At 47.6% G+C, this 13314-nt stretch carries 12 protein-coding genes; all 12 read left to right on the top strand.

What is annotated here, in order from left to right; genetic code table 11:
• Positions 1-191: 191 nt before the first annotated feature.
• The 12 genes from sucC (at position 192) to rpsB (ending at position 13236) form a co-directional block, all read left to right on the top strand.
• A complete protein-coding gene (gene sucC, locus FN782_RS05820; RefSeq protein WP_142504844.1) occupies positions 192-1352 on the top strand; it encodes an ADP-forming succinate--CoA ligase subunit beta in 1161 nt (386 codons plus the stop codon).
• Between the two features lie 42 nt (positions 1353-1394).
• Entirely contained in the window at positions 1395-2300 is a 906-nt protein-coding gene (gene sucD, locus FN782_RS05825; protein ID WP_142504845.1) for a succinate--CoA ligase subunit alpha, read from the top strand.
• 58 nt (positions 2301-2358) lie between these two features.
• A complete protein-coding gene (gene dprA, locus FN782_RS05830) occupies positions 2359-3468 on the top strand; it encodes a DNA-processing protein DprA (protein ID WP_142504846.1) in 1110 nt (369 codons plus the stop codon).
• A gap of 183 nt (positions 3469-3651) precedes the next feature.
• Positions 3652-3948, top strand: a complete 297-nt coding sequence (locus FN782_RS05835) for a hypothetical protein (RefSeq protein WP_142504847.1) — start codon at positions 3652-3654, stop codon at positions 3946-3948.
• 130 nt (positions 3949-4078) lie between these two features.
• Entirely contained in the window at positions 4079-4258 is a 180-nt protein-coding gene (locus tag FN782_RS05840) for a hypothetical protein (protein ID WP_142504848.1), read from the top strand.
• A gap of 96 nt (positions 4259-4354) precedes the next feature.
• On the top strand, positions 4355-5668 hold the full coding sequence (locus FN782_RS05845) for an MDR family MFS transporter (protein WP_142504849.1): 1314 nt from the start codon (positions 4355-4357) through the stop codon (positions 5666-5668).
• 269 nt (positions 5669-5937) lie between these two features.
• Complete coding sequence (gene topA / locus FN782_RS05850; RefSeq protein ID WP_142504850.1) at positions 5938-8013, top strand: type I DNA topoisomerase; 2076 nt, start codon at positions 5938-5940, stop codon at positions 8011-8013.
• 21 nt (positions 8014-8034) lie between these two features.
• Positions 8035-9345, top strand: a complete 1311-nt coding sequence (trmFO, locus tag FN782_RS05855) for an FADH(2)-oxidizing methylenetetrahydrofolate--tRNA-(uracil(54)-C(5))-methyltransferase TrmFO (RefSeq protein WP_142504851.1) — start codon at positions 8035-8037, stop codon at positions 9343-9345.
• Between the two features lie 254 nt (positions 9346-9599).
• Positions 9600-10139: an ATP-dependent protease subunit HslV gene (gene hslV / locus FN782_RS05860; RefSeq protein WP_142504852.1), complete on the top strand. Its 540-nt coding sequence runs from the start codon at positions 9600-9602 to the stop codon at positions 10137-10139.
• A gap of 2 nt (positions 10140-10141) precedes the next feature.
• Complete coding sequence (gene hslU / locus FN782_RS05865; RefSeq protein ID WP_425462684.1) at positions 10142-11554, top strand: ATP-dependent protease ATPase subunit HslU; 1413 nt, start codon at positions 10142-10144, stop codon at positions 11552-11554.
• A gap of 17 nt (positions 11555-11571) precedes the next feature.
• Positions 11572-12351, top strand: a complete 780-nt coding sequence (gene codY / locus FN782_RS05870) for a GTP-sensing pleiotropic transcriptional regulator CodY (RefSeq protein ID WP_142504854.1) — start codon at positions 11572-11574, stop codon at positions 12349-12351.
• A 180-nt stretch (positions 12352-12531) separates the two neighbouring features.
• Positions 12532-13236, top strand: a complete 705-nt coding sequence (gene rpsB / locus FN782_RS05875) for a 30S ribosomal protein S2 (RefSeq protein ID WP_142504855.1) — start codon at positions 12532-12534, stop codon at positions 13234-13236.
• Positions 13237-13314: the final 78 nt, after the last annotated feature.

The raw sequence follows: 13314 nt of genomic DNA on the forward strand, positions 1-13314 counted from the left end.
CTGAGGTTTTTCCCTTCGAGGTTGATTATGACAGTTTCTGAATCTGAAACGATCTTTTTCATACATACGGATCAGTAGGAATTGAAACTGTCTGTCAGACTCGGTCCTCTTGAAACATCAGAGAATCGGGGAGCCGATCCAACACCAAATTTCTATGTAAACACAGTATTTAATGGATAGGAGGATGGGGCATGAACGTACATGAGTATCAGGGTAAAGAAGTACTGAAACAGTACGGGGTTGTGGTACCCAGGGGTCATGTGGCATTCACTCCGGAGGAAGCGGTGGATGCTGCGAAGGATTTGGGTGGAGACCTTTGGGTGGTCAAGGCTCAAATCCATGCTGGTGGACGTGGAAAAGCGGGCGGAGTGAAACTGGCCAAGAGTTTGGATGAAGTGAAGCAATATGCTGAAGAACTTTTGGGCAAGACGCTGGTTACCCATCAAACCGGACCGGAAGGAAAAGAAGTAAAGCGTCTTTTGATTGAAGAAGGGTGTAATATTGAAAAGGAATACTATGTGGGTGTGGTGATTGATCGCTCCACAGACCAGGTGACGATGATGGCTTCTTCAGAGGGCGGCACCGAAATTGAAGAAGTGGCTGCCAAAACCCCTGAGAAGATTGTGAAAGTGTCTGCGGACCCGGCTGTAGGTCTTCAGCCTTTTCAAGCACGTCAGTTGGCCTATGCGATTGGCATTCCGAAAAAGCTTGTCAACAAAGCGGTAAAATTTATGATGGGGTTATATCAAGCCTTTGTGGATAAGGATGGTTCACTGGCGGAAATCAATCCACTGATCACCACCAAAGATGGTGAAGTGATGGCATTGGATGCCAAGCTGAATTTTGATTCCAACGCCCTTTATCGCCACTCTGACATCGTTGAGCTTCGGGACTTTTCGGAAGAGGATCCGAAGGAGATTGAAGCGTCCAAGTTTGATCTCACCTATATTGCTCTGGATGGGAACATTGGCTGCATGGTGAATGGAGCGGGCTTGGCGATGGCTACCATGGATATTATCAAGCATTACGGTGGAGAACCGGCCAACTTTCTGGATGTGGGAGGCGGTGCCACCACCGAAAAAGTGACTGCGGCCTTTAAAATTATTCTGGAAGATCCCAATGTAAAAGGGATTCTCGTCAACATTTTCGGTGGAATCATGAAGTGTGATGTCATCGCCGAAGGAGTTGTGGAAGCAGCCAAAGAGATCGGTCTGGATCGCCCGTTGGTCGTCCGGCTTGAAGGGACCAATGTGGAACTTGGAAAGAAAATCCTGAATGAGTCCGGCCTTAAAATTACTGCTGCCGATTCCATGGCTGATGCTGCGGAAAAGATTGTTTCCTTGGTGAAGTAACAACATTACCCATCACATCTGGAAGGAAAGGCGGGTTCCAACTTGAGCATCTTTGTGAATAAGGATACAAAAGTGATCACACAAGGGATTACGGGTTCCAATGGTTTGTTTCATACCAAACAAGCAGTAGAATATGGTACGCAGATTGTCGGGGGTGTGACTCCCGGCAAAGGTGGGCAGTCCGTGGAAGGGATTCCGGTTTTTGATACGGTGGCTGAAGCAGTGGAAAAAACAGGAGCCAATGCGTCTGCGATTTATGTGCCGCCAGCCTTTGCTGCGGATGCAATTATGGAAGCGGTGGACGCACAACTGGATCTGGTGGTCTGCATTACCGAAGGGATTCCGGTTCTGGATATGGTAAAAGTGAAGCGCTACATGGAAGGAAAGAAAACTCGGTTGATCGGGCCCAACTGCCCTGGAGTGATTACTCCTGGCGAGTGCAAAATCGGGATTATGCCTGGCTATATTCATGCTCCGGGGAAAGTGGGGATTGTTTCCCGCAGTGGAACACTTACCTATGAAGCGGTTCATCAATTGACCCAACGCGGTATCGGCCAATCCACTGCAGTCGGGATCGGTGGAGACCCGGTGAACGGTACCAACTTTATTGATACCCTGGAAGCATTTCAAAATGACCCGGAAACATCTGCTGTGATTATGATCGGGGAAATTGGTGGAACTGCGGAAGAAGAGGCTGCTGAGTGGATTCAGGCCAATATGACCAAACCCGTGGTTGGCTTTATCGGAGGGCAGACGGCTCCTCCGGGAAAACGGATGGGTCATGCCGGCGCCATTATCTCCGGTGGCAAAGGAACCGCAGATGAAAAGATTTCCACATTGAAAGCGTGTGGAGTAACGGTTGCACCGACACCGGCAGACATTGGAGAAACATTGTCCAAGGTCCTGGAGGAAAAAGGCTTGCTGGACGAGTGCACCACCGTGAAATAACATCAGAGCTTGTCAAGGGACCTCTCAGGGGGTCCTTTTTTCTTTGGAGGTGAAAGCGATGGTCGATGGATGGGAAGAGCGGGAGGGGTTGGTGGCCCTGCACCAGATTCAGGGAGTCGGCTGGCATACATTGGATCGGATGCGTCAGACGGGATGGCATCCGGGGAGATCGCCGACACAGGATGATCTAAAGCGTTGGAGGGAGGCAGGGGTTTCCGGAAAAACAGTTGCTCGGATTTGGGAAAAATGGACACCGTCATTTATTCGCCGGGTAAGAGAGGAGATGGATCGACGGGGAATTGTTGCTGTCACCCTGTTGGATTCTTGTTATCCTCCGCTGTTGGGGCAAATTCCCCAACCGCCGTGGGTGCTGTATGTTCGGGGTGATTCCTCCCTTCTTCAGAATGCATGTCTGGCTGTGGTGGGAAGTCGCAAGCCAACTGCATATGGAAAACGGGTAACCCGTCAGTTGGCCGGTGAAATTGCGGAGGGAGGATGGACGGTAGTGAGCGGGTTGGCATCCGGGGTGGATGGAGAAGCACATCGGGCGGCTTTGGAGTCTTTTGGGAAGACGGTGGCCGTGATGGGTTGCGGGGTGGACGTGATTTATCCCCGTCATCACCGTCAACTGTACGCAGAAGTGGTTCAAAAGGGGGCCGTGGTTTCAGAATTTCCACCGGGGACGGCTCCTCATCCAGGCCTTTTTCCTCAGCGCAATCGCATTATTAGTGGATTAAGCCATGGCACACTGGTGACGGAGGCAGCGGAAAAGAGTGGTTCACTGATTACGGCCCATTGCAGTTTGGAGCAGGGAAGAGAAGTCTTTGCCGTTCCGGGGCCCATCACATCAGAGCTGAGCCGGGGCACCAATGGTCTGGTTCAACAAGGAGCAAAGTGTGTATTGCAGATCCATGATATCTGGGAAGAACTGACCCATATTCAACAGCCGGTTCCTGTCGGAAAAAGGGAAAAGCACGATGTCTCTTTGAATGCGGATGAAGCGGAATTGATGAAACGTTTGGATGATCGCCCATTTACGGTCGATTTTCTGCTTCCACATTTGAATCACTCTTTGGGAGAACTGCATCAGCTGTTGTTAGGTCTTCAGGTAAAGGGATTTGTTCGCCAATTGCCGGGAGCCCGGTTTGTAAAACACAAAGAGAGTTAATCTTAAAAATAATCATATAATGATGAAACAAGGGAATGGATGATTTGTACAAAATTTAAAAAGAGCATTCACTTGTGGGCTTTGTCAGTTTACCCATTTTTCAGGATATGAGTCATGTGTTTATACCAATTCCCCAATGGGTTCATATAACACAGTAAATCGAATGAAAGGAGTGGGATGGTTGTGGAGTTGAAATCGCTTGAAAACAATAAAGTCGTCATGAATCATCATCATAAGAAAAAGACATTCAATGTTCGCCCTGGTCAAACATTTAACTTATCTTGTGATTTCTTTGGAATTCGGGTGGCCAATATATTGCTTAGGCCAGGCGACTTTATCAAGGTAAGGTGTCGGGGACGCACTGCCATTGTGTTCAATTCATTCTTCCGTTTCAATCGGGGAGTGATTAACCTTCGGTCGGGAGAATTTGTAAGCTTTTTTGGTGGGTTTAAGCGCAGGAAAAGAAAAAAGTTTAAATAAGAAACATTGAAGAGAGTCGGAAGAATTCTCTTTTCTTGCTTGTTGAAGGAAACAAACCTATTGCTTTTTTATCTGGAGATCGGCTAGAATAAAAAAGAAGCATATCGGAATGAAGGAGGTGGAAAGGATCATGCGAGTCAAAGAGATGATCATCGACATGAAGACAATCAATGCTATGATTCCCCCATTGTGCTCTGAAACCGCACAACAAGGGGTACGTATGCCTTTTTTCGGCCATTGTATCCAAAATATGGATCGTCAAAAGGATATCCTTTCCACCTCTGATTTGATGTTTATGGGGAATCTATAAAAGCCATCAAATCCAGGCGCCGTGGGCAAGGTTATTCCTTGCCCACGGCTTTTTTTGTTTTTCAATAAAAAGATACATAGTGCTGGAGGGAAACCGATGCGTTGGAAAGATTGGGATCTGAATCTCAAAGTTCGATTACTGGGTGAGGGTGTTTTTAACATTCTTTTTTGGATGTTTTTCCCCTTTATGTCGATTTATTTTGCTCATTCTTTTGGGAAGTCATGGGCCGGAGGACTGTTAATTCTCTCCCAGGTGTTTGGGGTGATGGCCAATTTGGTGGGTGGTTATTGTGCAGACCGGTTTGGTCGCAAACGGATGATGGTGATTGCTGGAGTGGGAGAATCCCTTGCCTTTTTCTTTTTTGCCTTTGCCAACTCCCCCTGGTTTGAATCTCCGATCCTGTCTTTTATCTGTTTTTCCATCCTGGGAGTGGCTGGTTCTCTTTATTGGCCAGCAAGTCATGCGATGGTAGCAGACTTGGTGGAGCCAAAAAAGAGAAATGAAGTGTTTGCTGTTTTTTATACAGCGATTAATATTGCTGTCGTGATCGGTCCAATTCTGGGTGGATTGTTTTTCTTTCAATATCGTTTTGCTCTTTTGTTGACGGCTACACTGGTCAGCGCAGTTTTGACCATGGTGATTGCCCGCTATGTTCGGGAAACCGCTCCCCGTCCGGAAGATGCCTCCGGATTTCCGGAGGGAAAGAAACTTCCTTGGGTTCAGTTTCTGCTTGCTCAGTTGAAGGATTATCGTGTCATTTTATCTGACCGAAATTTTATGCTGTTCATTCTTGCGGGAATTTTGGCGGCCCAGACATTTATGCAGCTGGATCTGGCCATTGCATTGTATATTACAGAGATGGTATCGGTACAAACACTGTTCCATCTGGGAGATTGGGTTCTATCAACTGGAGGAGAGGAATTTTTTGGTTGGTTGATGGCGGAGAATGGACTTCTCGTAGCATTGTTTACGGTTTGGATCACACGCTGGGTGAATCGCTTAAAGGAGGGGCGCGTGTTTATTACTTCTTCACTCTTTTATGGCCTTTCCATGCTGATCATCGGAAGTTCCACAAATGTATGGATGATGATTCTGGGGATTGTTGTTTTCACAGTGGGAGAATTATTGGTGGTGGGTCTACAGGAAGGCTTTGTTTCCAAATTGGCTCCTGAGCATATGAGGGGACAATACTTTGCTGTAGCCAGCCTCCGTTTTTCCATCGGAAAGGCGATTGCTCCCTTTGCCATTCCGGTATCAGCCTGGGTCGGATATGGTTGGACATTCGCCGTATTGGCCGGGTTGGCATTACTCAGTGCTTTGACCTATTATGGTCTGTTCCGTCGACTGGACCATACAAGGGAGAAACCGCTTTCGTCTTCTCACCCTGAAGCCATGGATCAAAGCGTTTGATGATGGTAAGGCATCCGATCGGGTGCCTTTTTCAGTGAATGGAAAACGGATTTTGAAATCAATGGGTATGGGAAGTGGGATAACGGGAAAAGGTTTGATTATGGGATTTGCTCGGATATGAAAGGCAGTTGATTCCTGATGGGGGAATCTGATATGGTACAATAGCTACTTAAGGTTTCCCTTTAACAGGGAGGATTTGTCTTTTATTGTGAAGAAGGGAAACTGGCATCGGTGTTTGCATATGGATGCTTTTGAGGGGAGGGCGAGAGATGGCTGATTCGCTCGTCATTGTTGAATCACCCGCTAAGGCCAAAACCATCGGTAAATATTTGGGGAAAAAGTATATTGTGAAAGCTTCGATGGGGCATGTGCGGGATTTGCCCAAAAGTCAGTTGGGTGTGGATACAGATAATCATTTTAAACCGAAATATATTACCATCCGGGGAAAAGGCGATGTATTGAAGGAGCTTCGAGATGCCCGGAAAAAAGTGAAACGTGTTTTTCTTGCAGCTGACCCCGACCGTGAAGGGGAGGCGATTGCCTATCATTTGGCTCACAGCCTCAATTTAGAGCTGGATGAAGAATGCCGGGTGGTATTTAACGAGATTACAAAGCAGGCGGTTAAGGACGCGTTTAAAAAGCCGCGCAAGATTGATTTGGATCTGGTTGAAGCACAACAGGCCCGCCGTATTCTGGATCGATTGGTCGGATATGGAATCAGTCCGGTTCTGTGGAAAAAAGTGAAAAAAGGTCTTTCGGCCGGTCGGGTTCAATCGGTGGCTGTCAAATTGGTGATCGATCGGGAAAAGGAGATCCGAAACTTTCAACCGGAAGAGTACTGGACAGTGACTGCAGTATTGGATGCGGACGGCGAAATATTTGAAGCCAAATTTTACGGATACGAAAAAAAGAAAACGGAACTGAAAAACGAACAAGATGTGGAAAAATTGTTGGATCGGATCAAAGGCAAGCGGTTTGTTGTGGAAGAGGTGAAACAGAGCGAACGACGGCGAAATCCCGCTCCACCTTTTATCACCAGCTCTTTGCAGCAGGAAGCGGCTCGCAAGCTGAGATTTCGTGCCGGTAAGACTATGGCTTTGGCTCAGCAACTTTACGAAGGGATCGACTTGGGGAAAAAAGAAGGTTCCACCGGTTTAATCACCTATATGCGAACCGATTCCACGCGTGTTTCCGAGACCGCCCAAACGGAATCCATCCATTATATCAAGGATACTTATGGGGATGCCTATGTGCCCAAGAAACGCAAGGCTCATAAAAAGAAAGCCGGGGCTCAGGATGCCCATGAAGCGATCCGCCCCACTTCTGTAAATCGAACACCCAGTGCCATGAAGCCCCACCTGTCCAGGGATCAGTATCGCCTGTATAAACTGATCTGGGAACGCTTTGTTGCCAGCCAGATGGCACCGGCTGTATTGGATGCCATCACGGCTGAAATTCGGGTGGGCGATGCATATTTTCGGGCGACGGGTTCCAAAGTGAAGTTTCTAGGCTTTATGAAGCTGTACATTGAGGGAGACGATGACGGAAATAAAGAGCAGAACAAATTTCTGCCGCCTTTGGAAAATGGTCAGAAACTGAAGAAGAAATCGCTGGACCCCAAACAGCATTTTACCCAACCCCCGCCTCGCTACACAGAAGCGCGATTGGTTAAAACATTGGAAGAAAAGGGGATTGGAAGGCCCAGCACCTATGCTCCCACTTTGGATACCATTCAGAAGCGTGGGTATGTGATGTTGGAGGACCGTCGCTTTGTACCGTCTGAGCTGGGAGAGATCGTCATTTCCTTGATGGAGGAGTTCTTCCCGGAAATTTTGGATGTGGAGTTTACCGTTCATATGGAAGAAGAACTGGACCATATTGAAGAGGGGAAAGTGGATTGGGTAGAAATTTTGGAGCGCTTCTATGAACGGTTTAAAAAGCGGTTGGAAGTGGCTGAGGAAGAGATGAGAGAAGTGGAGATCAAGGATGAGGTCTCCGACGAGGTTTGTGAGAAGTGCGAACGTCCCATGGTCTATAAATTTGGACGCTACGGAAAATTCCTGGCTTGCTCCGGATTTCCAGAGTGTCGCAATACCAAGCCGATTTTAAAGTCTACGGGTATAACCTGTCCAAAGTGCAATCAGGGCGAGATTGTGGAGCGTAAAAGCAAGAAACGGAGAACGTTTTATGGATGTGAGCGCTATCCGGAGTGTGATTTTGTATCCTGGGACAAACCGGACCCCAGACCCTGTCCCCGATGTGGTAAACTGATGGTGGAAAAGCGACGGAAAAAGAATACATTGATTCAATGCACGGAGTGCGATTATCAAGAGGAGAAAAACTAGAGAAAAAGGACGGAATGTGTCATGTATGATGGACCCGTAACGGTAATTGGAGCGGGGCTGGCTGGGAGTGAAGCGGCTTGGCAATTGGCCCAAAGGGGTGTTTCCGTTCGGCTTTATGAGATGCGTCCCAAAAGGCAGACACCTGCTCATCGCACGGAGAAATTTGCAGAATTGGTCTGTAGCAATTCCTTGCGTTCCAATGAATTAACCAATGCCGTTGGTGTTTTGAAAGAGGAGATGCGGCGCCTTGATTCATTGATTATCCAGTGCGCTGATGCCCATTCTGTTCCAGCGGGTGGAGCGTTGGCGGTTGACAGGGATGGCTTTTCCGATTGTGTGACAACCAAACTGAACAACCATGAGAATGTGGAAATCATCCGGGGGGAAATCGAGGAGATTCCTGAAGGAATCACGATTATAGCGACAGGACCGCTCACTTCTGATAAGCTGTCGCAGAAGATTCGAGCCCTGACGGGGGAGGATTATCTCTATTTTTATGATGCTGCCGCTCCGATTGTGGAAAAAGACAGCATCAATATGGAGAAAGCCTTTGTCGCCTCCCGATATGATAAAGGAGAAGCGGCGTATATCAATTGTCCCATGACTGAAGAGGAATTTGATGCATTTTATCATGCTTTGGTGACAGCAGAAGTGACACCACTGAAAGACTTTGAAAAGGAAATTTATTTTGAAGGATGTATGCCGATTGAAGTGATGGCCGGTAGAGGAAAGAAAACGATCCTTTACGGTCCGATGAAACCCGTGGGTCTTATTGATCCCCGAACAGGAGATCGTCCATTTGCCGTTGTCCAGCTTCGGCAGGATAATCAAGAAGGAACATTATTTAATTTGGTTGGTTTTCAAACCCATTTGAAATGGGGAGAACAGAAGCGGATCATCCGGATGATCCCCGGCCTGGAGGAAGCGGATATTGTCCGCTATGGGGTGATGCACCGAAATACATTTATAAACTCTCCCCGTGTGTTGAGGCCAACGTATCAATTCCATAAACGGGATGATTTGTTTTTTGCGGGACAAATGACAGGGGTGGAAGGGTATGTCGAATCGGCGGCAGCTGGTTTGATCGCAGGAATCAATGCAGCTCGTTTGGCTTTGGGAAAAGAGCCGGTTATCTTTCCTCCGGAAACAGCAATGGGAAGCCTGGCTCACTATATTACCACTGCTTCTCCGGATCATTTTCAGCCGATGAATGCCAATTTTGGCTTGTTTCCCTCCCTTCCCGTTCGCGTCAAACCGAAAAAAAACCGAAATATGAAGATTGCCGAACGTGCTTTGCAGTCTGTGAAACGCTTTTCTGATCAACTGAACTGATTTTTGGATTCTGCCGGGCCTTTTCCTCCCGGTTTCAAAATAATAATTAGAATATTCAGTCATAACATTCCGTTTATCTTGCGGTGGTGAAAGTCCTTGTGGTACGATGGGATGGAGTTTATAGCTGGGAACCTTTTACATCTTTTTGAAGAAAGAAATGATCACCATTCATAGAAAGGGTAAAATGCGTGTTTCGCTCGTTTTTCCGTCCCGGCGTAAAATAAAAAGGGAGTGGAGTGAAGGAGGAAGGTTCATTGCAGAGTATGCATGCGACGACAATTTTTGCGATCCGACATAACGGTTCTGGGGCGATCGCAGGAGATGGACAGGTAACGTTTGGAAATCAAATGATTATGAAGCATCAGGCTAAGAAAGTGAGACGTCTGTATCGCGGACAGGTGGTTGCAGGGTTTGCCGGGTCGGTGGCCGATGCTGTTACCCTCTTTGAAAAATTTGAATCCAAACTGGAAGAATATAATGGAAACCTCCCAAGAGCGGCTGTAGAATTGGCGAAGCAATGGCGGGCAGATAAAGTTCTTCGCCGTTTGGAAGCGATGTTGGTCGTAATGGATCAGGAGCATCTTCTTTTGGTCTCAGGAACCGGCGAGGTGATTGAGCCCGATGACGGGATGATGGCGATCGGTTCCGGAGGCAGCTTTGCTCTTTCTGCGGGACGTGCGCTTCACCGCTATTCCCCCGATTTAACAGCAGGGGAGATTGCGAAGGCGGCTCTCACGATTGCATCGGAAATCTGTGTCTTCACCAATGACAACATTGTTTTGGAGGAGGTATGACAGTGGCATCTGAGGAACAGAAGCGGCAACAGTGGACCCCAAAACAAATTGTGGAGGAATTGGACAAATACATCGTTGGACAGGACAAAGCCAAGAGAGCAGTTGCAATCGCTTTGCGAAACCGTTATCGTCGAACACTTTTACGGGAAGAATTGCGTGACGAGGTGGTACCCAAGAATATTTTGATGATGGGTCCTACCGGAGTGGGGAAAACAGAAATCGCCCGCCGGTTGGCCAAGTTGGTCGGAGCACCCTTTGCCAAGGTGGAGGCGACGAAGTTTACCGAGGTTGGCTATGTGGGGCGCGATGTGGAATCGATGGTGAGAGACTTGGTGGAGACAGCGATCCGTATGGTGAAGGCGGAGAAGATGGAGGAAGTGAAAGAAAAGGCGGAGGAACTGGCAGATGAACGGATCGTTTCCATCCTGGTTCCTTCTGATCGGGGAACAGGTCAATTTAAGAATCCTTTGGAGATGTTTTTTAATACAGGGAAAGAAAGTCAGGACGATGGAAGCGAAAAAGAGAAAGATCTGGAGTTGGAACGGAATCGCCGTAAAATCCGTTTTCAACTGAAAAGTGGCGAACTGGAGGATCGAGTGATTGAGATTGAAGTGGAAGACCAGTTGCCGATGATGGATATGTTTGCTGGTTCTGGCGTCGAACAAATGGGCGTCAATATGCAGGAAATGTTGGGTCAGTTTATGCCTAAGAAAAAGAAAAAACGACGTCTTCCTGTCCGTGAAGCCCGCAAGGTTTTAATCCAGGAAGAGGGGCAGAAATTGATCGACATGGATCAGGTTCAGCAAGATTCACTGGACCGTGTGGAACAGATGGGGATTATTTTTATTGATGAAGTGGATAAAATTGCAGGTAAGGACCGGGAAGGAGGACCTGATGTCTCCCGTGAGGGAGTACAAAGAGACATTTTACCCATCGTGGAAGGGTCCACGGTCATGACAAAATACGGTCCGGTCAAGACGGATCATATTTTGTTTATCGCAGCAGGAGCGTTCCATACTGCCAAGCCTTCCGATATGATCCCGGAACTGCAGGGGAGATTTCCGATCCGTGTGGAGCTGAACGATTTGACTTCCGACGATTTTATCCGTATCTTGACGGAGCCGAAGGGAGCACTGCTGAAACAGTATTCAGCGCTGTTGGAAACAGAAGGGATTCAGGTTCACTTTACTGAGGAGGCCATTCGGGAAATTGCCCAATTGGCTGCGGAAGTGAACAAAGGAACGGAAAATATCGGTGCTCGTCGCTTGCACACCATGATGGAACGGCTGTTGGAGGAGCTATCCTTTGAGGCACCGGATATCGTTTTGGAAGAAGTGCGAATTACCCCTGAATACGTTCGGGAGCGTTTGGGAGATATTGTGGAAAACAGGGATCTGAGTCAATATATTCTATAAGGAGTGCAAACAGAAGAATGGACCTTTTGACAAAAGCCAGAGAGATTAACAGTCTTCTTCAAAAAACAGGAGGACAGGCTGTCAGCTTCAAGGAGATGGCTGAAGTACTTGAAGAGATTATCCTGTCCAACATCTATGTAGTCAGTCGCAAAGGAAAAATTCTTGGATATGGGATTGCCCAGGAGAACAATGTTGATGAGATGCATCGAGAAGTCCTCCGGGAAGGAAGGTTTCCGGAAGAGTATAACGAACAGTTAAAATCGATTCGGGAAACCGCCGCCAACCTGGATGAAACAAGTGAATACAGTTTGACACATCAAGTGGGAGCAGGGCACGAACACCGTTATACAACAATTGTTCCCATTATCGGAGGAGGGGAACGGTTGGGAACCCTTCTCTTGACGCGTTTTGATGCTCCATTTGTGGAAGATGATTTGGTATTGGCTGAATATGGTGCAACAGTAGTTGGCATGGAAATTCTGCAAATGAAAGCGGAGCAGGCAGAAGAGAAAGCCCGTGAACGGGCGATGGTGCAACTGGCTGTTGATTCTCTCTCTTTCAGTGAGTTGGAAGCAGTGGAACATATTTTTGAAGAGTTGGATGGAATGGAAGGAATTCTGGTGGCTAGCAAGGTGGCTGACCGAGCAGGGATAACCCGGTCTGTCATTGTTAATGCGCTGCGAAAACTGGAAAGTGCAGGAGTCATTGATTCCCGTTCCCTTGGAATGAAAGGTACCCATATCAAGGTGTTGAAAAAACAATTGATTCCCACATTGGAGAAATTAAAGCAGTCCTAGGGAGGAGCTGCAAAAAAATTCACCGCCACGTCCTTTAGGCTTGCAGCGGTGGATTTTTCTATGGTATATTATTAGACGGTGTGAATACACACGTCGGTGGATACGTCCGGTCGGTGCCCACGGTGGTCCCGGTTGCAACAGAAGCCGGCGGAGGAATAACCAAAAGGAGGAGAATGTATAATGGCTGTAGTTTCCATGAAACAGCTTTTGGAAGCGGGTGTTCATTTTGGACATCAAACCCGTCGTTGGAATCCGAAAATGGAAAAGTATATCTTCACGGAGCGGAATGGGATCTATATCATCGATCTGCAAAAGACGGTGAAGATGATTGAAGATGCCTACAACTATGTACGGGATCTTTCCGCCAAAGGTGGCAAGATTCTGTTTGTGGGGACAAAAAAACAGGCACAGGATGCTGTTCGGGAAGAGGCTGAGCGTTCGGATATGTTCTATGTCAACCATCGTTGGCTTGGCGGTACGCTCACCAACTTTCAAACCATTCGTCGTCGGATCAACCGCTTGCATCAATTGGAAGCGATGGCTGAGGACGGTACCTTTGATGTGCTTCCGAAAAAGGAAGTTGTCATGTTGAACAAAGAGAAAGACCGTCTTGAGAAGTTTCTTGGCGGGATTAAACACATGAAAGATCTTCCTGACGCTGTCTTTATTATTGACCCTCGCAAGGAACGCATTGCGGTGGCGGAAGCCCGCAAATTGGGGATTCCGATTATTGCGATTGTGGATACCAACTGTGATCCCGATGAAATTGATCACATTATCCCTGGGAACGATGATGCGATCCGTGCAGTGCGCCTTTTCACTTCCAAGATGGCTGATGCTGCTTTGGAAGGGAAACAGGGAGAACAGACAACGACTGCGTCCTGACGACAGGAGAGCAAATGGAGTGGTCGCGGGATGCGTGACCACCCTTTTTATACATGTAAAGATCGGCTTAAAAGAGAA

The sequence above is a fragment of the Melghirimyces algeriensis genome (assembly GCF_900182565.1).
Lineage (GTDB): Bacteria > Bacillota > Bacilli > Thermoactinomycetales > DSM-45169 > Melghirimyces > Melghirimyces algeriensis.

Bases quoted from the DNA above. Each gene is read 5' to 3' on its own strand.
- sucC (WP_142504844.1), top strand. From the start codon at position 192: ATGAACGTACATGAGTATCAGGGTAAAGAAGTACTGAAACAGTACGGG.
- dprA (WP_142504846.1), top strand. From the start codon at position 2,359: ATGGTCGATGGATGGGAAGAGCGGGAGGGGTTGGTGGCCCTGCACCAG.
- FN782_RS05840 (WP_142504848.1), top strand. From the start codon at position 4,079: ATGCGAGTCAAAGAGATGATCATCGACATGAAGACAATCAATGCTATG.
- FN782_RS05845 (WP_142504849.1), top strand. From the start codon at position 4,355: ATGCGTTGGAAAGATTGGGATCTGAATCTCAAAGTTCGATTACTGGGT.
- topA (WP_142504850.1), top strand. From the start codon at position 5,938: ATGGCTGATTCGCTCGTCATTGTTGAATCACCCGCTAAGGCCAAAACC.
- trmFO (WP_142504851.1), top strand. From the start codon at position 8,035: ATGTATGATGGACCCGTAACGGTAATTGGAGCGGGGCTGGCTGGGAGT.
- codY (WP_142504854.1), top strand. From the start codon at position 11,572: ATGGACCTTTTGACAAAAGCCAGAGAGATTAACAGTCTTCTTCAAAAA.
- rpsB (WP_142504855.1), top strand. From the start codon at position 12,532: ATGGCTGTAGTTTCCATGAAACAGCTTTTGGAAGCGGGTGTTCATTTT.